19 protein-coding genes are annotated in these 18,688 nt (G+C 69.3%); 6 read left to right on the forward strand and 13 right to left on the reverse strand.

Annotated elements, in window-relative coordinates; all coding sequences use genetic code 11:
- Positions 1-8 precede the first annotated feature (8 nt).
- The 8 genes from PUT80_RS13840 to PUT80_RS13875 form a co-directional block, all read right to left on the reverse strand.
- A complete protein-coding gene (locus tag PUT80_RS13840) occupies positions 9-614 on the reverse strand; it encodes a hypothetical protein (protein ID WP_238607517.1) in 606 nt (201 codons plus the stop codon).
- Between the two features lie 139 nt (positions 615-753).
- Positions 754-1,689 (reverse strand): DUF3592 domain-containing protein, encoded by a 936-nt coding sequence (locus PUT80_RS13845; protein WP_037819158.1) that lies wholly within the window; start codon positions 1,687-1,689, stop codon positions 754-756.
- Positions 1,690-1,769: 80 nt separating this feature from the next.
- Positions 1,770-3,461 (reverse strand): ABC transporter family substrate-binding protein, encoded by a 1,692-nt coding sequence (locus tag PUT80_RS13850; RefSeq protein WP_037819155.1) that lies wholly within the window; start codon positions 3,459-3,461, stop codon positions 1,770-1,772.
- Between the two features lie 40 nt (positions 3,462-3,501).
- The gene (locus tag PUT80_RS13855; RefSeq protein ID WP_037819153.1) at positions 3,502-5,634 is read right to left on the reverse strand and encodes an ABC transporter ATP-binding protein; all 2,133 of its coding nucleotides are present in this window, start codon (positions 5,632-5,634) and stop codon (positions 3,502-3,504) included.
- Positions 5,631-6,638: an ABC transporter permease gene (locus tag PUT80_RS13860; protein WP_134666457.1), complete on the reverse strand. Its 1,008-nt coding sequence runs from the start codon at positions 6,636-6,638 to the stop codon at positions 5,631-5,633. Before PUT80_RS13860 ends, PUT80_RS13855 begins: the two co-directional genes overlap by 4 nt.
- A complete protein-coding gene (locus PUT80_RS13865) occupies positions 6,638-7,615 on the reverse strand; it encodes an ABC transporter permease (protein WP_037819149.1) in 978 nt (325 codons plus the stop codon). Before PUT80_RS13865 ends, PUT80_RS13860 begins: the two co-directional genes overlap by 1 nt.
- 614 nt (positions 7,616-8,229) lie before the next feature.
- The gene (locus tag PUT80_RS13870) at positions 8,230-9,657 is read right to left on the reverse strand and encodes an RNA polymerase sigma factor (RefSeq protein ID WP_134666455.1); all 1,428 of its coding nucleotides are present in this window, start codon (positions 9,655-9,657) and stop codon (positions 8,230-8,232) included.
- 211 nt (positions 9,658-9,868) lie between these two features.
- A complete protein-coding gene (locus PUT80_RS13875) occupies positions 9,869-10,630 on the reverse strand; it encodes an ROK family protein (protein WP_037819144.1) in 762 nt (253 codons plus the stop codon).
- Between the two features lie 64 nt (positions 10,631-10,694).
- Between PUT80_RS13875 and PUT80_RS13880 the strand changes: the two genes are divergently transcribed.
- Entirely contained in the window at positions 10,695-11,522 is an 828-nt protein-coding gene (locus tag PUT80_RS13880; protein ID WP_275292180.1) for an inositol monophosphatase family protein, read from the forward strand.
- Between the two features lie 34 nt (positions 11,523-11,556).
- Here the strand turns inward: PUT80_RS13880 and cei are convergent, their stop codons facing one another.
- Positions 11,557-12,240: an envelope integrity protein Cei gene (cei, locus tag PUT80_RS13885; RefSeq protein ID WP_037819138.1), complete on the reverse strand. Its 684-nt coding sequence runs from the start codon at positions 12,238-12,240 to the stop codon at positions 11,557-11,559.
- Positions 12,241-12,749: 509 nt separating this feature from the next.
- On the opposite strand from cei, the gene PUT80_RS13890 reads away from it, so the two are divergent.
- On the forward strand, positions 12,750-13,058 hold the full coding sequence (locus PUT80_RS13890) for a DUF4193 domain-containing protein (RefSeq protein ID WP_013224476.1): 309 nt from the start codon (positions 12,750-12,752) through the stop codon (positions 13,056-13,058).
- Positions 13,059-13,609: 551 nt separating this feature from the next.
- Here the strand turns inward: PUT80_RS13890 and PUT80_RS13895 are convergent.
- Positions 13,610-14,095 (reverse strand): DUF3093 domain-containing protein, encoded by a 486-nt coding sequence (locus tag PUT80_RS13895; protein WP_275292181.1) that lies wholly within the window; start codon positions 14,093-14,095, stop codon positions 13,610-13,612.
- A gap of 24 nt (positions 14,096-14,119) precedes the next feature.
- On the opposite strand from PUT80_RS13895, the gene dut reads away from it, so the two are divergent.
- Both dut and PUT80_RS13905 read left to right on the forward strand, forming a co-directional pair.
- Positions 14,120-14,623 carry a dUTP diphosphatase gene (dut, locus tag PUT80_RS13900; RefSeq protein WP_043838363.1) on the forward strand — a complete coding sequence of 168 codons (504 nt, stop codon included), beginning with the start codon at positions 14,120-14,122 and terminating at the stop codon, positions 14,621-14,623.
- Entirely contained in the window at positions 14,623-15,288 is a 666-nt protein-coding gene (locus PUT80_RS13905) for a DUF3710 domain-containing protein (protein WP_037819129.1), read from the forward strand. The genes dut and PUT80_RS13905 overlap by 1 nt, the downstream gene beginning before the upstream one ends.
- A gap of 63 nt (positions 15,289-15,351) precedes the next feature.
- Here PUT80_RS13905 and PUT80_RS13910 read toward each other — a convergent pair whose 3' ends face one another.
- Positions 15,352-16,059, reverse strand: a complete 708-nt coding sequence (locus PUT80_RS13910) for an alpha/beta hydrolase (RefSeq protein ID WP_134731845.1) — start codon at positions 16,057-16,059, stop codon at positions 15,352-15,354.
- 104 nt (positions 16,060-16,163) lie between these two features.
- Here PUT80_RS13910 and PUT80_RS13915 point away from each other — a divergent pair, with 104 nt between their 5' ends.
- Together PUT80_RS13915 and PUT80_RS13920 are read left to right on the forward strand one after the other, a co-directional pair.
- A complete protein-coding gene (locus PUT80_RS13915; protein ID WP_009075573.1) occupies positions 16,164-16,544 on the forward strand; it encodes an OB-fold nucleic acid binding domain-containing protein in 381 nt (126 codons plus the stop codon).
- Between the two features lie 87 nt (positions 16,545-16,631).
- Complete coding sequence (locus PUT80_RS13920; protein WP_106961522.1) at positions 16,632-17,300, forward strand: DUF3159 domain-containing protein; 669 nt, start codon at positions 16,632-16,634, stop codon at positions 17,298-17,300.
- Between the two features lie 53 nt (positions 17,301-17,353).
- Here the strand turns inward: PUT80_RS13920 and PUT80_RS13925 are convergent, their stop codons facing one another.
- Together PUT80_RS13925 and PUT80_RS13930 are read right to left on the reverse strand one after the other, a co-directional pair.
- Positions 17,354-18,010 carry a TrkA family potassium uptake protein gene (locus PUT80_RS13925; RefSeq protein ID WP_009075577.1) on the reverse strand — a complete coding sequence of 219 codons (657 nt, stop codon included), beginning with the start codon at positions 18,008-18,010 and terminating at the stop codon, positions 17,354-17,356.
- The gene (locus PUT80_RS13930) at positions 18,010-18,675 is read right to left on the reverse strand and encodes a TrkA family potassium uptake protein (RefSeq protein WP_037819124.1); all 666 of its coding nucleotides are present in this window, start codon (positions 18,673-18,675) and stop codon (positions 18,010-18,012) included. Before PUT80_RS13930 ends, PUT80_RS13925 begins: the two co-directional genes overlap by 1 nt.
- Positions 18,676-18,688: the final 13 nt, after the last annotated feature.

Below are 18,688 nucleotides of genomic sequence, written 5' to 3' on the forward strand. Positions count from 1 at the left end.
ACGGGTGCTCAGCGGTCCCAGACTCCAGTTGAGCGGTTCTGCCGACACGGCTGACCGGGCAACCCCGCGGCGGCGAGCAGCGCGGCAGCCGGGAACGCGGTCGCGACTATCGCGCCGGTGATGACCGGACCCGCGAGATAGAGGGCTTCCTCGCAGGCAGAGTCCAGGCTGTACGCGCGTTCGAGGAGTGCGGTGTTCTCGGTGAGGGTTCGCCAGAGCATCCGCATCACCGGCCCCAACGGCGGGGCACAGACGCCGAAGAAGATGCTGAGCAGCAGATACGGGGCCGAGGCAGCGACGCCGGACCAGGCCAGCAGCGCTAGTGCGGCGAGTGGGGCGGCAGTGGCGGTGGCGAGAACGGGAAGGGTCCGGGCTGGCCCGAAGCGGTCGATGACACGGGCTTTGAACGGCATGAGAATCGAGGAGAGCCCGAAGCAGGCGACGGCGGCGCCCGCGGCGGTGAAGGACCCGGTGGCCTCTTGGACGGTGAACAACAACGCAAGCGGGAGCACCCCGAACGCGAGACGGCCCGTCAACGCCGCGCCGAAGGTCGCGGCGGCATGCGGGATCGTCAGGACAGCACGGTAGCTCCCAGCACTCGATGTGCTGGACAAGAACAGCTCCTGGGAACGGCGACACGGCCGCAGGGGACTGCGGCCTTCAGGACAAGGCAGGGTCGCGAGGGACGGGAAGACCCGTCCGGGTTCCTAGGGCCGTTCGAACGACATGGCGCGACTGTAGCAGCGAATCCGCTCAGAGTGACGGGTCCGAGCCGCGCAGAGCGGCCCACCAGAACCCGAACGCCGCGATCAGCACGCTGACCGTCAGCCAGCCCGCGAATCCGCTCCCGTCGACCAGCGCCCAGAACGCGCCCACCACCGGGGCGACCGCCAGCACCGGCAGGTCGGCACGGAACTGTCGCGCGAGCCGTACCGGCGTGGCTGCGGCGAGCGCGCGTTCCTCGTCCGGCTCGGAAGGGTTGTCCAGGCGACGGCCGCGAGGCTCGCCCGTGCGCACCGAACCCGCTGGGTACAGCACCTCGTCGTTGATCCGGACGGCAACGTGGCGGTCCGTACGCAGGTCGCCCAGCACCTCGACGCGCGACGGCGACGGAAGGCCGATCAGCGTCGGTGAGAAATACACCGGGATCCAGCGCGGCGTCGCGGTGTCGGTCTCCAGCCACGACCGCGTCAGCAAGCCGCGCTGCACCTTCACCCGGCGCATCGGCACCGACGCGCTCACCTTGCGCCGAGAGGGCTGCACGAATCGCGTGAAGAGCAGGAAGCCGTTCACCGCCAGCATCGCGAGCACCGCGACCACGGTGACGGTCGCGTACGTCGAGGCACGGTCGGCGGTCACCAAAGCCGAAGCGCCGGTCGTGACCGCGCGCGAGGGGGCCGACGGGTCGTAGCGCACCGGAACCTTCGTGCCCAGCGGCGGGGGAGTGGTGTCCAGTTCGACCGCCGCGCTCGCTTCCGGCTGGTTCGGCACCGGGAACCGCACGGTGACCGTGTTGTCGTCGACCCGCGAGACGATCCCGGTCGCGTTCGCCATCAGCCCCTGCAGCCGCGGCCGGGCGCTGTTGAACTCCAGCAGCTGCACCACGAACACCGCGGCACACGCGACGAGCACGACCGCGCTCGTCACCAGGATGTGCCGCACCGGCCGCAATCGCAGGAACTTCCGCACAAGGATCACCTTAACTGTCCAAAAAGGAAGGAGCGGCGCGGGGAGTCCGCGCCGCTCCTTCGATTCCCGCTGGGGGAGGATTACTTCACGAACCCGATCTTCGGGTAGTCGTACGGGTTGTTCGCGTAGCCCGGCGAACCGTAGTTGGCCACCGTCTTGCGGACGGCGAAGGCTCCGACCGACTGGAAGATCGGAAGCTGGTGGCCCAGCGCCCAGATCTCCTTGTCCGCGGCGTTGATGTCCGCGGCCCGCTTGGTGTCGTCCAGTTCCTGCGCGGCGGTGTCGAGCAGCTGGTTTTCCTTGTCGCTGCCGATCCGGCCGTAGTTCTGGTTGACGTTCTTCGGGTCGAGGTAGTAGATGCCCTTGCTGCCGCCGATCGGGAACGAGTTCGAGATCCAGCGGAACAGCGTGAGGTCGAAGTTGCCGACGTTCACGTAGTTCTTGAAGAACTCGGTCGACGGGACCGCGACGATGTCGATGCCCACGCCGATCGCCTTCAGCTGCGACTGCAGGATCTGGCCGGTCTGCTGGCTGATCGGGGTGCCCGACGGGATGACCAGGCGCAGCTTCAGCTGCTTGCCGTCCTTGGCGCGCAGGTCGCCGGACTGCTTCCAGCCCAGCTTGTCCAGCTCGGCCTTGGCCGCGTTCTGGTCGAACTTGTACGGGCCGCTGTTGTCCTCGTAGGTCTTAGAACCCTTGAGGAACAGGTGGTTGCCGATCGGCGTCGTGTCCTTCTGCATCTGGCCGAGGATCGACTTCGCGATGGTCACCGTGTCCACGCCGCGCATGACCGCCACCCGCAGGTCCTTGTCCGCGAGGATCGAGGACGGAGCGCCGTTGAGCGTCATGTGCGTGTAGTCGGGGTAGGCCGACTGGCGCACGACCGCGTTCGGGTCCGCCTGGGCCCGCTTGAACGCGTTGATGTCGTTGTTCAGCGGGTAGAAGTCGATCTGCCCGTTGGCGAACGCGTCCGCCAGCGCGGGACGGTCCACGACCTTGTAGGTCACGGTGTCCAGCTTCGGCTTGTCGCCCCACCAGTTCGGGTCGCGCTCGAACACCGCGGTCTTGGCGGTGTAGTCGACGCTCTTGATCTTGAACGGACCCGCGGTGATCTGGGCCTTCTGCGCCCAGCCCTTGTTGAAGGTGTTCGCGTCGGCGTTGAGTTCCTTCGGGTACAGCGGCGAGAACAGCGACTTCCACTCCGCGAACTTCTTCGCGAAGGTGACCTTGACGTCGAGGTCGTCAGTGCCCTTCTCGACCTTGGAGATGTCCTCGTAACCCGTGGTGCTGGACACCTGGTAGGCGGTGTCCTTGCCGCTGAGCGCCTTGGCCTGCGCGGCGAAGTCCTCCCAGGAGAACTGGCGCCCGTTGCTCCACTTGGCCTTCGGGTTGATCTTGTACTCGATGACCTGCGGGTCCTTGCTGACGATCTCAGCAGAGGTCAGGTAGTTCTTGTCCAGGCCGACCGTCGCGTCCGCGTTCTGCGGGAACGGGTAGGGCAGGATCGCGCCGAACATGCTGGCGCCGTCCAGGACCGTGCCGTCGACCTGGTTGTAGTTCCAGTTGTCCGGCAGCTGGTCGACCGGCCACTTGAAGTCGCCGCCGTCCTTCACCTTGTCCATCGGCTGCGCGTTGATGTCGGCGGTCTTGACGCCCGAGGAACCGGTGTCCTGCAATCCCTTGTCGCCGCCGCCGCTGCCTCCGCCGCAAGCGGCGAGCAGGAGCCCCAGAGCGGCAACGGGGGCCACGATCGCGGCCATTCTCCGTCGCATGTGTTTACCTTCCTTCTTCTGGTGTGCCAACGGATCGTGGCTACACGACTTCGCGGGTTTTGGCGTAGTGGCACGCGACGTCGTGGTCCTCGGCGCGGGATTCGCGCGGAGGTTCGACGTCGACGCACTTCTTCTTGTCCTCTTCGGACAGTTGGGAGAAGACGAAACACCGGGTGCGGAACCGGCAGCCCGACGGCGGGTTCGCCGGGCTGGGCAGGTCGCCGGTGAGGATGATCCGGCCGCGTTCGCGTTCCTTGGCCGGGTCCGGGATCGGGATCGCGGACAGCAGCGCCTGCGTGTACGGGTGCTGCGGCGCCTCGAAAACCGTGCGGACGTCGCCGATCTCCACGATCTTGCCGAGGTACATCACCGCCACGCGGTCGGCGATGTGCCGGACCACCGACAGGTCGTGCGCCACGAACAGGTACGACAGGCCCAGCTTGGCCTTCAGCTCGTCCAGCAGGTTGATCACGCCGGCCTGGATCGACACGTCGAGCGCGGACACCGGCTCGTCGAGCACGATCAGCTTCGGCTCCAGCGCGAGCGCCCGCGCGATGCCGATGCGCTGGCGCTGCCCGCCGGAGAACTCCGCCGGGTACCGGTCGGCGTGTTCGGGCCGCAGCCCGACCAGTCCGAGCAGTTCCGGCACCCGCTGGTCGATGCGCTCCTTCGAGAACCCGTGCGTCACCATCGGCTCGGCGATGATGTCGCCGATCGGCAGCCGGGGGTCGAGCGCGGCCATCGGGTCCTGGAAGACCACCTGGAGGTCGCGGCGGATCGACTTGCGGTCCTTGCCCGCGAGCTTCGCCACGTCCTTGCCGAGCACCGCGACCGAACCGTGCGACGGGGCCGCCAGTTCGAGGATCTCCATCAGCGTGGTCGACTTGCCGCAGCCGGATTCCCCGACCAGGCCCAGGGTTTCGCCCTCGACGATGTCGAAGGTGATCCCGTCGACCGCGCGCACGACGCCGACCTTGCGTTTGAAGACGGTGCCCTTGCTGACCGCGTAGTGCTTCTGCAGGTCCTGCACGTCCAGCACGGTCGAGCGCTCGGTGCGCGGCAGGGACGCGACCTCGGCCTCCTCGATCACCTCGGCGCCGTAGACCTCGGCGGCGTCCGCGTCGGGACGGGCGAGTTCTTCGGTGCGGATGCAGGCGGCCCGGTGCGTCGTGTCGACCGGCGCGTTCGGGTTGCCCGGCGTGATCGTGAACAGCTCCGGCTCGGCCGTCCGGCAGGCGTCGATCGCCAGCGGGCAGCGCGGCGCGAACGGGCAGCCCTGCGGCAGGTTCACCAGCGACGGCGGCTGGCCCTCGATCGGCACCAGGGGCTGCTTCTCCCGCGCGTCGACACGGGGAATCGAACCGAGCAGGCCCAGCGTGTACGGCATCCGCGGCTGGGCGTAGATCGTCTCGACCGGACCCTGTTCCACCGCGCGCCCGGCGTACATCACCATCAGCCGGTCGGCGAACCCGGCGACCACGCCGAGGTCGTGCGTGATGATGACGATGCCCGCGCCGGTGACCTCCTGCGCGGTCTTCAGCACCTCCAGCACCTGCGCCTGCACCGTCACGTCGAGCGCGGTGGTCGGCTCGTCGGCGATGATCAGGTCCGGGTCGTTGGCGATCGCGATGGCGATCACCGCGCGCTGGCGCATGCCGCCGGAGAACTCGTGCGGGAACGCCTTCGCCCGCGCCGCCGCGTTCGGGATGCCGACCAGGTCGAGCAGTTCGACCGCGCGGTTGTTCGCCTGCTGCTTGGTGATCGTGCCCTTGCCGTGCACCAGCAGCGCTTCGGCGATCTGCGCCCCGACGGTGTACACCGGGGTCAGCGCCGACAGCGGGTCCTGGAAGACCATCGAGATCTTCTTGCCGCGGATCTTCGACAGCTCGGTGTCGGACTTGCCGATCAACTCGCTGTCCTGGAACCGGATCGAGCCCGACACGCGCGCCTGCGGCGGCAGCAGCCCCATCACCGCCAGCGACGACACCGACTTGCCCGAGCCGGACTCGCCGACGATGCCGAGCACCTCGCCGGCCTCGACCTGGTAGTTCAGCCCGCGCACCGCGTGCACGCGGCCGGACTCGGAAGGGAAGGACACTTCGAGGTCGGAAACCTCGAGCACGGTGCCAGTCGGCTTGCCCGTTTCCGCGCTCAGTTCGAGTGCGGCGCTCATGCTTCTGCTCCCACGGTCTGCGTCGACGCGGTCGACTTCGTCTTTTCTTCGATCCGCTTGCGTTCCTTGCGCCGCGAACGGCTGGACGACGGGTCGAGCGCGTCGCGCAGGCCGTCGCCGACGAAGTTCACCGCGAGCACGGTGAACACCAGGAAGCCGGCCGGGATGTAGAACAGCCACGGGAACGTCCGGACCGCGTCGGAACCCGCCGAGATCAGCGTGCCCAGCGAAACGTCCGGAGCCTGCACGCCGAAGCCGAAGAACGACAGCGACGTCTCCATGATGATCGCGACGCCGACGTTGATCGTCGCGTCGATGATCAGCAGCGAAGCCATGTTCGGCACGATGTGCTTGAAGATGATCCGCCACGGGGACTGGCCCATGAACTTGGCGGCCTTCACGAACTCGCGCTCGCGCAGCGTCAGCGTCATGCCGCGGACGATGCGGGCGGTGATCATCCACTGGAACAGCGCGATCAGGCCGACCAGGATCAGCCAGGTCTTGCCGCGGAAAGCGGGCGACAGGATCGAGATGATCAGGAACGGCGGCAGGATCAGCAGCAGGTCGACGACCCACATCGACACCCGGTCGGTCCAGCCGCCGAAGTAGCCCGCCGCGGAGCCGACGATCGAGGCCACGCCGGTGGAGAACAGCGCGGCCAGCAGGCCGATGGTCAGCGACTTCTGGAGCCCGCGCATGGTCTGCGCGAACATGTCGCCGCCGATCTGGTTGGTGCCGAACCAGTGCGTGCCGTCCGGCGGCATCAGCGTCGAGGTCGGGTCCAGTTCGTCGTAGCCCCACGGCGAATACCAGCTGTAGGTGAACGCCAGCACGTAGAACAGCAGGATCACGACGAGCCCGACGAGGGCCAGCTTGTTGCGGAAGAACCGGCGGGCGACGAGCCTGCCCCGGCTGGAGGACTTCCCGGTCTGCTGCGAGGCGTCCGTTTCGGTGGCGGCGACGGCCGAGTCGGCGAGGTCGGCCTCGTTCAATGGGGCGGCCATCAGATCCTCACCCTCGGGTCGAGCGCGGCGTAGAGCACGTCCGCGAGCCAGCCGGCGAGCAGCACGCAGATCGCGATGAACAGGGTCACGGTGGTGACGATGTTGGTGTCCTGCTTCTGGATGCCGGTCACCAGCCAGTCGCCCATGCCGTACCAGCCGAAGATCTTCTCGGTGAAGACGCCGCCGGTGATGAGCAGGCCGAAGCCGAACGCGAACAGCGTCGCCATCGGGATCAGCGCGGTGCGCAGGCCGTGCTTGAACAGCGCGCGCCTGCGGGTGAGGCCCTTGGCCTGCGCGGTGCGCAGGAAGTCCGAGCCGAGCACGTCGAGCATCGCCGAACGCTGGTAGCGGCTGTAGTAGGCGACCTGGGTCAGCACGATCGCCAGGGTCGGCACGATGATGTGCTGCAGCCGGTCGAGCAGGACGTCGCCGAAACCGCCGTCGACCGCGCCGCCCTCGCCCTGCACGATGAAGAACTGGTAGCCGTCGAGCAGGTTGTCGTTGACCGACTGCGCGCCCGCCTTGAGGATCGTGGCGATCACGAACACCGGCGTCGACAGCACCACGAAGGAGAACGTGGTGGCGATGTAGTCGCTGATCTTGTACTGCCGGATCGCGCTGACCACGCCGACCAGCACGCCGATGATGATGCCGATCGTGATCCCGAGCAGGAACAGCCGCAGGCTCACGCCCGCGCGGCGGAACAGTTCGTCGGTGATCGCCTGATCGGCCACGGTGCGGCCGAAGTCGCCCTGGAACACGCCGCCCAGCCAGGTGAAGAACCGGTGCGGGATCGCCTGGTCCAGGTGCAGCTCGGCGGCCTTGGCGTCGATGGTCGCCTGCGGAGCCGGCGGATTGCGCAGCTTGAGCGCGTCCAGCGGGCTGAACGACAGCGACGCCAAGGAGAACGCCGCGAAAGTCGCGACGAGGCACAGGGCGATGTAGTTGACGAGTCTGCGGAGGAGGAACCCGATCACAGTTGCCTCGCTTCACCGGGGCCGGAGGATCCGCTCCGCGCCGCCGGGCATCCCTGGCTCGCTCGCGATTGAGTTTTCGTCGAAAACACTGGGCGGTGCTGCCTTCCAATACTGACGCTCGTTGTGGGCGCAGCTTAATGGCGATCACTCGTTGCGATCTTCGTTTTCAGGCAACCAAACAATCACGATTTCCGCGTTCGGGCAGAGAACAACCGACTTTCGCCTCTTGCCCGGGTCCCAGTGTCGCGGTGGGTGCGCGACTGTGCACCGGCGATGAGTATTCCGGAACGGTTCCGGGGGTTCCGGGTGAACGGTTGTGAACAGGAAACGGACGTGCGCGCAACACCGCCGCTCCGAGTCGCCGCGTACTCGCATGTTCGGGTGCACGTTCGCCCGCCGCGATTCGCTGCGCGGATTACCCTTGCGTCGCAGCGTAATTCGCATCGGGATCCGGTGTCGCCGGGTTTTCCGGAGTCGTCCGCGTCCACTGTGGTCAGACGAAGGAAGGATTTCGCGGAAATGCCGGGCCGATGCCGCGGCGGCGTTGTCGGTAAACGCAGAAACCCCGCCGCCGCGTAGTGCGGGGCGGGGTTTCTCGCGGGAACCGGAGAAGCTCAGTCCAGGTAGTCGCGCAGCACCTGCGAACGCGACGGGTGACGCAGCTTCGACATCGTCTTCGACTCGATCTGCCGGATCCGCTCGCGCGTGACCCCGTAGACCTGGCCGATCTCGTCGAGGGTGCGCGGCTGGCCGTCGGTGAGGCCGAAGCGCAGCCGGACCACGCCCGCCTCGCGCTCGGACAGCGTCTGCAGCACCGACTGGAGCTGGTCCTGCAGCAGCGTGAACGACACCGCGTCGACCGCGACGACCGCCTCGGAGTCTTCGATGAAGTCGCCGAGCTGCGAGTCGCCCTCGTCGCCGATGGTCTGGTCCAGCGAGATCGGCTCGCGCGCGTACTGCTGGATCTCCAGGACCTTCTCCGGCGAGATGTCCATCTCCTTGGCGAGCTCCTCGGGCGTCGGCTCGCGGCCGAGGTCCTGCAGGAGTTCGCGCTGTATGCGGCCGAGCTTGTTGATGACCTCGACCATGTGCACCGGGATGCGGATGGTGCGCGCCTGGTCGGCCATCGCGCGGGTGATCGCCTGGCGGATCCACCACGTGGCGTACGTCGAGAACTTGTAGCCCTTGGTGTAGTCGAACTTCTCCACCGCGCGGATCAGGCCGAGGTTGCCCTCCTGGATCAGGTCCAGGAACGCCATGCCGCGGCCGGTGTAGCGCTTGGCCAGCGACACGACCAGCCGGAGGTTCGCCTCCAGCAGGTGGTTCTTGGCCCGCTCGCCGTCGCGCACGATCCACTTGAGGTCGCGGCGCATCTGGGTGACGAGCTTCTCGCCCTCCTCCTCGGCGGTGCGCACGCGCTCGGCGGCGTAGAGCCCGGCCTCGATCCGCTTGGCGAGCTCCACCTCCTCCTCGGCGTTCAGCAGCGCGACCTTGCCGATCTGCTTGAGGTAGGCGCGGACCGAGTCGGCCGACGCGGTGAGCTCGGCGTCCTTGCGCGCCTGGCGCAGCGCCTCGGACTCCTCCTCGTCCCACACGAAGTCCGGGTTGTCCGAGGACTTGCCGCCCTTCTCGGCGGCGCTCGCGCGGCGGCGGGCGGCGGTGGACGTCGCGGCGCCCGCGGCCCCCTCGGTCGCCTCGGCCTCGTCCTCGGAGTCGTCGTCATCGTCGTCGGTCTCGTCGTTGACCGTCTCGTCGACGACGTCGACCTCGACCTCTTCGAGATCGGACAGATCCGGGCTGTCGAGTTCGGCCTCGTCGAGGTCGACCGGGCCGTCGGGATCGCCGTCGTCGGTCTTCGGACCCTTCGCGGCGGCCTTCTTCGCCGGAGCCTTCTTGGCCGGAGTCTTCTTCGCGCCCGCCGGCTTCGCGGCGGTCTTGCGCGCCGGGGACTTCGCCGCTCCGGTGGCTGCCTCGTCGGCCGGCTCGCCGGCTTCGGTCGCTGTCTTCGTCCCGCCTCGGGTTGCGGTTCTTGCGGCTGCCACTTACGCCCTTTCGCAGCGGTCGATCATGACGAGCCGAGATGTCGCCACCTCAGCTGCCTCACATTCGGGGAACACGCCTCGGCCTGCGGTTTTGCCTCCGCAGCTCCTGCGCCGTGTTCCATTGTAACGACGTCGGCCCACTGCGTCGCGAAGCGATCACCCTCCGGCCCCCTTCCCGGCGCCTCCCGGTGACCGGTCCGAGACCCGGCGGTCAGTGCCCGGCGCCCTCCGCGGCGGCCGCGGCGGCCCCGACGATGCCCGCGTTGTTCTGCAGCGACGCGACGACCACCGGCGTGCGGATGTCCAGCAGCGGCACCCACTTCTCGGCCTTCTTGCTGACGCCGCCGCCGACGATGAACAGGTCCGGCCAGATCAGGTTCTCCAGCACCGAGAGGTACCGGTGCACCCGCTTGGCCCACTGCGGATACGACAGGCCCTCGTTGTCCTTCACCGAAGCGGCGGCGCGTTTTTCCGCGTCGTGGCCGTCGACCTCGAGATGGCCGAATTCGGTGTTGGGCACGAGCTTGCCGTCGTGGAACAGCGCGCTGCCGATGCCGGTGCCGAAGGTGAGCAGCGCGGTCACGCCGGTGCGCGCGGCCGCGTCGCCGAAGCGGATCTCGGCGAGGCCCGCGGCGTCGGCGTCGTTGAGCATCGTGACCTCGCCGACGCTCTTGCCGAGCCGCTTCGCGAAGAGCGCCTCGGCGTCGGTGCCGATCCACTTGTGGTCGATGTTCGCCGCGGTGTGCGCGGTGCCCCTCTTGACCACCGCGGGGAGCGTCACGCCGACCGGGCCGTCCCATTCCGCCGCGCGGACGATCTCGGCGACGACGTCCGCCACCGCGTCCGGCGTCGAGGGCTGCGGCGTTTCGATCCGGTGCCGGTCCCCGATGAGCTGTCCCTGTTCCAAATCGACCAGCGCGCCTTTGATCCCGCTGCCGCCGATGTCGATTCCGAAACCTCGGGTCGCCGTCACTGGCGTGGTCCCTTCTCGCACGATTCAGAAGTCTGCTGCGGAGACTTTAACCGGATGTGGTGACATGGCGGGCGTGGGAGTTGACGAGGCGATGCTGAACGACCTGAAGAACACCTCCGAACAGGTCGCGGTCGAGGCCGCGCACCTGGTCCGGACGGCCTGGGTGCGGATGCGGTCCGGCGGCGAGGTCGCGGTGGACACGAAGTCCGCTGAGACCGACGTGGTGACCGCGGTGGACCGGGAGTCGGAGGAACTGGTCCGCGCCCGGCTGGAGCGGATCCGGCCCGGGGAACCGGTGCTCGGCGAGGAAGGCGGGGGAGCGCTCGGCGGCGGGGTCACCTGGGTGGTCGATCCGATCGACGGGACCGTCAATTTCCTGTACGGCCTGCCGGCCTTCGCGGTGTCGATCGCGGCGCAGATCGACGGGGTGTCGGTCGCGGGAGCGGTCGTGGAGCCGGTGAGCGGCCGGCGCTGGACGGCCGTCCGCGGCGGCGGTGCGTGGCTCGACGGCGAGCGGCTGTCGGTGTCCGCGGCGGACCGGCTGGACCTGGCGCTCGTCGGGATGGGCTTCTCCTACGCGCGGGACCGCCGGATCCGGCAGGGCAAGCTGACCGCGGATCTCGTCGGGCAGGTGCGCGACATCCGCCGCCGGGGCGCGGCTTCGCTGGACCTGTGCGCGGTCGCGGCCGGATGGCTGGACGGATTCTTCGAGCACGGTCTGCACCGCTGGGACTGGGCGGCCGGAGCGCTGGTAGCGCAGGAGGCGGGCGCGACGGTGCTGCTGCCGGGCGAAGCGGCGGATCTGGGGGAGGACGCGACGTTCGCGGCCTCGCCGGGGATCGCGGCGGAACTGCGCGCCGCGCTGGTCGCGGGAGGCGCGGCGGAGGTGTGACCGCGGACCGGGCCTGCTGACCTCGTCCGCGGGGTCAGCAGGTGACGGAGCGCGCCGAGGCCAGGAGCGTCTGGTCGATCACCGGCGCGCCGGGACTGGCGGACTGCTCGCTGCCGCCGCCCCCTTGATGCGCCTGCGACCAGGCGGTGAGCTGCTTGAGGATCTTGACCGCCTCGGGCCGCGGCTGGACGTCGGTGAAGAGCTTGCCGGTGGCCAGGTCGACGGAGGCGTCCTTGCGGGTGTCGTGCACCAGTTCCGCGCAGGGCACCACCAGGCTGACCGTGCGGGCCGCGGCGGCGCCGTTGTCGCCGTACCGGATCTGGCCGCGGCAGCGCGCGTCGCCCTTCGGGTACGCCGGGTCGTTGGCGGGATCGCCGATCGCGGTGAAGCCGAGTTCGCGCAGCGCGTTGGTGGCGATGCTGCCCTGCCCGCGCGTGCTGCTGGCGTTGAGCACCTTCAGCGCGACCTTGTCCGGGGGCATCGGCGAGCGGTCGTCCAGGCCGTTGTGCGGGACCGAGGTGTAGGTGATCCCCGGCGGCGCCTTGGGCTCCGGGCTGCAGCGCACCGCCTCGTCGATGTCGCCGCGGCCGACCACGGCGTTGACCCAGACGAACACCGCGCCGAGCGCGAGCACGCCGATCACGATCAACGCGGGCAGCGGACGGTGCTTGCGGTAAGGCCGCGCACCACGGTTCCCCGCCCCATTCCCCGACGCCACCTGCCCCGTCCCTTCCCCTCGCAGAACCGGCCGCGGTCGCCCCGCCGCGCCTCGCGGTAACCGCCAGCGTACGCACCGGCGTGGTAGCCGGTGAGCCTAGGCGCTGTTCGCGACGCGCGGTGTCGCGGGTCACCTTCACCCGTTCCGCGTAATGCCCCTCGGTGGCGATCGCACCACGGACGGCTCCGCGCGAGCAAGCCGACTCGGCGGCGAGGTGATGTTTACGACGCCGGGGCAACCCGAACGGAGGACAGGCGTCTCACCTGCGCGTTCCCCCTCCCGGGTGACGCTGGACCGGCAATGTCCGACTCGGTGCGAGACGCGTCCGGCGGTGAGCTACCCTTCCCGGGCTCCGGCCGCAGAACGAGGCCCGCCAGGCTGAGACCTGGGTCACTCGCGGGCCGGGCACAAACAGGGGCGCTGGAACGTTGACCAGCGGCACGACCGGTATCGGGCGCCTCCGGAACCGGTGCAGGACGACACGCTGAATCGCAGGGGTGAGGGACACCATGGCTACCGACTACGACGCTCCGCGCCGCAGCGAAGCCGACGAGCTGGCCGAAGACTCGTTGGAGGAGCTGAAGGCCCGGCGGAACGAGAACCAGTCCGGCGTCGTCGACGTCGACGAGGACGCGACCGCGGAGAACTTCGAACTTCCCGGCGCGGACCTTTCCGGGCTCTCCGGGGAAGACATGACCGTGAAGGTCGTGCCGAAGCAGGCGGACGAGTTCACCTGCTCGGTCTGCTTCCTGGTGCACCACCGGAGCAGGCTCGCCGAGGACAACGGCGGCAGGCTGATCTGCCGCGATTGCGCCTGACCTGGGGATTTTCACAGGGAGATCTAGGGGAGATTCACGGGGTCAGCGTTTTCGCGGTCTTGGGAAGACCGGGTAAGCACGGGGGTCGGCCGGTTGGTCGGCCCCCTTACTCGTGTTCGGGGGGCCTGGTTCGGCTCGTCGCCTGGCGGCGACATTGCCTGCCTTGGTTGCGTGGGGCACCCCGAAGTTTGATTGTGCTGACGGTTCGGGGGTGCTTGTCAAGGCGGGAAAGATGCCTTGACAAGCACCCCCGAACCGCAGATGAGCTTCGTATCGGGGTGCGGGGGAGGTGTGGGTGCCTCGCTCGTTGGGTGCACTGGCCGCGGGTGGGGGCTGGGCGCCTCGACCGTTGGGTGCACTGGCTGCGGTTGGCGGGTGGGATAGCGCCCCAATGTGGCATTGGGTGCATGGGACGCACCCAATGTGGCGTTCGGTGCATCTGACGCACCCAATGCCGCATTGGGTGCGTGTTCCGGCGGCGGTGGGGTCGTGAGGGGAACCCTGGGGGAATCAGCGTCTGTGAGGGTTCCCCTCACGACCGGTGCGTGGGGTCAGGCGTGGTTGCGGAGCAGTTCTACGACTCGCTTGGGTTTGCGGGTGCTGAAAAGCCAGTACGGGGTGGGGTCTGCCGGGTCGGTCAGGGTGATGCGGACTGCTGGGCCCACCCAGCCTCGGTGCAGGACGAAGGCGGCTGGGTCGCCGTCGCGGCCCAGGGCGTGGCGTTTGGCGTCATTTTCCACGACGGTGATCTCGCCGACGTAGCGGAGCGGCAGGTGGGCGTCGCCGACCCAGAGTTCGGGGTCGTCTCCGCTGGTGATCTTGATTTTCGCCCTGCCCAGCGAGAGCAGGAGGGCGGCCATGACCGGCACGGCGATCGCGAGCGGGATCCACATCGGGATGGACGGGTAGCCCAGGTGGACCTCGACGCCCAGCAGGATCGCGCCTGCCATCGGCAGGGGCCAGCCCCACCACGGCAGGTAGAGCCGTTCGGAGTGTGCGACGACGCCCGTCGCGGCGGTGTTCACGCGGTCAGCCACAGGACAAGGGTAGTCTCGCCGCCCGTGTCCAGCGTTCAGGTCCTCCTCCAGCGGCTCGACCCCGAAGTCCCGCCGCCCGCCTATGCCCGGCCCGGCGACGCCGGGGCCGATCTCGTCACCACCTCGGATATCGTGCTCGGACCCGGAGAGCGCGGGGTCGTCGGCACCGGGGTCGCGATCGCGCTGCCCGCCGGGTACGCCGGGTTCGTGCATCCTCGCTCGGGGCTCGCGGCGCGCGTCGGATTGTCCGTGGTGAACACTCCCGGCACGATCGACTCGGGCTACCGCGGCGAGATCAAAGTCTGCCTCGTCAATCATGACCCGCGCGAGAAGATCGTGCTGGCGCGCGGCGACCGGATCGCGCAGCTGGTGGTCCAGCGGGTCGAGCACGCGGAGTTCGTCGAGGTCGCCGAACTCGAGACGACCGAACGCGGCGCGGGAGGTTACGGCTCGACCGGCGGGCACGCCACACTGGCACCCGGCGCCGGAGACACCGGCGCGGGCACCGGGGAAGGAACGGAACGATAGTGGGGATTTTCGGACGCAAGCGCCGGTCCGGCGACGACGAGACCGGAGGCGTCGCTTCCCAGCGCGGCGAGAACGCCGAAGCTGACGGCGCCGACGACGCGCTCGAACCCGAGGACCAGCTGTCGGAGACGACCGACGGCCCGTTCGACGCCGCCGAAGCCGAGGAAGACGGCATCCCGCGCATCGACCTGGGCTCGGTGCGCGTGCCGGTGCCCGACGGTTCGCAGGTGCAGGTCGAAATGGACCCGGAGGAAGGCGGCGTGCGCGCGGTGCACGTCGTGACCGAAGTTGGGCAGATCACCGTCAGCGCCTACGCGGCCCCGAAATCCGGCGGCCTGTGGCGCGAGGTGAGCAACGAACTGGCCGACCAGCTCCGCGCGGACGGCGCGAAGGTCAACGTCGGCCGGGGCGAATGGGGCATGGAACTGTCCGCGATCGTCGGCGACGTGGCCCTGCGCTTCGTCGGAGTCGACGGCCCGCGCTGGATGCTGCGCGGCGTGATCGCGGGCCCGCAGTCCACCGCCTCGCAAGCTCCCGAGGTGCTGCGGGCGATCGTGCGCCGCACTGTCGTGGACCGAGGCAACTCCCCGATGCCGGTGCGCACCCCGCTGCCGATCACCCTGCCGGACGCGGTCGCCCAGCACATCGCCGAACAACAGGGCTGACCGCTTTCGCTCTCCAGAAGGCCCTCGCGGACGCCGTTCCGTGAGGGCCTTTTCGGCGCATCCTCACAACGCCCGCAAAAACGCCAAAACAGTCGCCCGCCCCAAAGCCTCGCGATCCCGCCCCATCGCGGCGAGCGACGTCTCCCCGTACCGCCCTCGCGGCAACGCACGAGCCCATTCCCGGGCAACCGAAGCGGGATGAACCGGATCATCCGCGCATCCGCCCACCCCGGCCGGAACGTCCACGCCCCGCAAGTCCGCCAAAACCGGCGCGGCTCTCCCCGCCGCAGCCCGCAACCCGGCCTCCAGGCCCGCCCCGTGCCGCCGCCAAGCCCGGTCCAGCTCCTCCGCGAGCCACCCCGGACTCCCCGCCGCCGCCTGCGCCAGCGCCCCGTCCACCCCCTCGGCGGCCACCAGATCCGCTGTGACCGTCGCGGCCAGCGCCGCGGGTGCTTGCCCGGATTCCCCGTTCCAAGCCGGGAGCGCCGCGAGCAGCCCCCCGCAACGCCCCGGATTCGCCACCGCCCACTCCGCCGCGAGATGCGCCCCGAACGAGATCCCGCCCACCAGGACCGTCCCGTGCCGGTCAGCGAGACGGTCCAGTTCGGCCAAAAACGCTTCCGCGAGACCCGCCCCGGGCGCCGGCGCGGGCGTGATCATCGGCACGCCGAGCGCGGCGAGCGGGCCGCCGAACACCGAGCGCACGAAGATGTCGTCCGAGCCGGTGCCGGGAAGCAGGACGGCGGCCGGGAGACGGATTGCGGACGTCACGTTGCGATCTTGCCGCAAACCCGTTTCCCTGGCTGAGACCGCAGCTACGCTGGAATACGCACGGGCCGAACGAAGTCGGGGGCCCCGGAGCACAGGAGCACACCATGTCCGCCAAGGACGGCGGCTACTTCAGCCGGTTGGTTCGCAAGCTGACCAGCGACGTCGAGGACCTCGACGCCGACGAGATGTCCGAGAGGTCGGGTGCCGAAGGCGCGCAGCGCGCCTGTGACTGCCGGTCCGGCGAAGAGGTGACGGTGCTCGGCAGGCTCCGCAGCGTCGAGCTGTCGCCGACCGACGGGCCCGCCTCGCTGCAGGCGGAGCTGTTCGACGGCACGCAGGGCGTGACGCTAATCTGGCTGGGCAGGCGCCGGATTCCCGGCATCGAGCCCGGCCGTACCGTCAAGGTTCGCGGCCGGATGGCCGAACGGGACGGGCAGAAGGTGCTCTACAACCCGTATTACGAACTCCAGAGCCCGGTAGGGTGATCAACACTCGTGACTGAACCCGCTGCTCCCCGCGACGACAAGGACGCGCCCGGAAACGGGGACGAGCCCGAGCGGCAGCCGACGCTGATGGAGCAGATGGGCGGGGTTTCCGGCCTGTTCTACTCCTCGGTGCCGGTCATCGTGTTCGTCCTGCTGAACGCGTTCTTCGGGCTCACCGTGGCGATCTGGGGCTCGATCGGCAGCGCGGTGGCGATCACCGTCCTGCGCGTCGTGCGCAAGGAGCCGCTGCAGCCGGCCATCTCGGGATTCTTCGGCGTCGCGATCGCGGCGTTCATCGCGTTCCGCACCGGGTCCGCGAAGGGGTTCTTCCTCTTCGGCATCTGGGCGAGCCTCGCGTACTGCGCCGTGTTCGTGATCTCGGTGGTGGTGCGCTGGCCGCTGGCGGGCGTCGTGTGGAACGCGCTCAACGGCAACGGCACCGCCTGGCGCAAGGACAAGCCGTCCCGCTACGGCTACGACGTCGCGACGCTCGCGATGGCCGTCATCTTCGCCGCCCGGTTCGTGGTCCAGCGCTGGCTGTACGACGGCGACCAGACCGGCTGGCTCGCGTTCGCCAAGATCGCGATGGGCTACCCGCTGTACGCGATCGGGCTGCTGGTGGTCGTCTGGGCGGTCCGCCGGTCCGACAAGCGGCTGAAGGCGCTTGCCGAGGAAGAACCGGAGCCGGAGACCGACGCGCAGGTCGAGGCGCGGCTGCGGCAGAAGTACGCGCAGGCGCCGACTCCGGAGACCTGATCCGACTTGCGAAAAAAGGGCGGACCCGTCGCGGGTCCGCCCTTTTTCGCGTCTCAGTAGCCCAGCGCCGTCCGGATCTCCGGCTCGACGTCCGAGGTCGCGACGAACAGCAGCTCGTCGCCCGCCTCGAGCGGGTCCTCCGGCTGCGGCACGATCACCCGGTCGCCGCGCAGGATGGTCACCAGCGCCGCGTCGCGCGGCAGCGCCAGTTCGCTCACCGGCTTGCCCGCGAGCGGCGTCTCCTCCGGCAGGGTGAGTTCCACCAGGTTCGCCTGCCCCTGGCGGAACGTCATGAGCCGCACCAGATCGCCGACGCTCACCGCCTCCTCGACCATCGCGGCGAGCATCCGCGGAGTCGACACGGCCACGTCGACGCCCCACGCGTCGGTGAACAGCCATTCGTTGGCCGGGTTGTTCACCCGCGCCACCACGCGCCGTACGGCGAACTCCGTCTTCGCCAGCAGCGACACCACGAGGTTGGCCTTGTCGTCGCCGCTCGCCGCGATCACGACGTCGCAGCGTTCGATGCCGGACTCCTCGAGGATCGACACCTCGCACGCGTCGCCGAGGACCCAGTCGGCCTGCGGAACGGATTCCGGCTCGAACTGGTCGGCGTCCCGCTCGATCAGCATCACCTGGTGGTTGCCGTCGATGAGCTCGGCGGCGATGGACTGCCCGACGGCGCCCGCGCCCGCGATCGCGACCCGCATCAGTTCTCCTCCTCGGGGGCGCGAGCGGCCAGGCTCGTCACGTCTCCGACGGTGCCCGAACGCGCCGCCACCCACACGTCGTCGTCGGCTTGCACGACGGTTTTCGCGTCCGGCAGCACCGGGGTGCCGAACCGCATCATGAACGCGACCCGCGCGCCGGTGGTCTCCTGCAGCTCGTGCACGCTGCGGCCGACCCAGCCCTCGTGCAGCGGCAGTTGCAGCAGCGCGACGTTGCCGGACGGATCGCGCCAGGCGGAGGCGACGCCGTCGGGCAGCAGGGTGCGCAGGAACCGGTCGGTCGTCCACGGCACGGTCGCGACGGTCGGGATGCCCAGCCGTTCGTAGACCGCGGCGCGCTTGTGGTCGTAGATGCGCGCGACCACGTGCTCGACGCCGAAGTTCTCGCGCGCGACCCGCGCGGAGATGATGTTGGAATTGTCGCCGCTCGAAACGGCCGCGAAAGCGCCCGCGCGCTCGATCCCGGCCTCGACGAGCACCCGGCGGTCGAAACCCGCCCCGACGACCTGCTGGCCGTGGAAGTCGCTGCCCAGCCTGCGGAACGCCTGCTGGTTCTTGTCGATGACGGCCACGTCGTGGCCGAGCCGCTCCAGCGCCGCGGCCAGAGACGCGCCGACGCGGCCGCATCCCATGATCACCACGTGCACGCTTAGCCTCCTC

This window comes from Amycolatopsis sp. La24, from assembly GCF_029087445.1.
Classification (GTDB): Bacteria; Actinomycetota; Actinomycetes; order Mycobacteriales; family Pseudonocardiaceae; genus Amycolatopsis; species Amycolatopsis nivea.

Bases quoted from the DNA above. Each gene is read 5' to 3' on its own strand.
- PUT80_RS13850 (WP_037819155.1), bottom strand. From the start codon at position 3,461: ATGCGACGGAGAATGGCCGCGATCGTGGCCCCCGTTGCCGCTCTGGGG.
- PUT80_RS13880 (WP_275292180.1), top strand. From the start codon at position 10,695: ATGGCGGGCGTGGGAGTTGACGAGGCGATGCTGAACGACCTGAAGAAC.
- PUT80_RS13925 (WP_009075577.1), bottom strand. From the start codon at position 18,010: ATGCGGGTCGCGATCGCGGGCGCGGGCGCCGTCGGGCAGTCCATCGCC.
- PUT80_RS13860 (WP_134666457.1), bottom strand. From the start codon at position 6,638: ATGGCCGCCCCATTGAACGAGGCCGACCTCGCCGACTCGGCCGTCGCC.
- PUT80_RS13890 (WP_013224476.1), top strand. From the start codon at position 12,750: ATGGCTACCGACTACGACGCTCCGCGCCGCAGCGAAGCCGACGAGCTG.
- PUT80_RS13920 (WP_106961522.1), top strand. From the start codon at position 16,632: ATGGAGCAGATGGGCGGGGTTTCCGGCCTGTTCTACTCCTCGGTGCCG.
- PUT80_RS13915 (WP_009075573.1), top strand. From the start codon at position 16,164: ATGTCCGCCAAGGACGGCGGCTACTTCAGCCGGTTGGTTCGCAAGCTG.
- PUT80_RS13855 (WP_037819153.1), bottom strand. From the start codon at position 5,634: ATGAGCGCCGCACTCGAACTGAGCGCGGAAACGGGCAAGCCGACTGGC.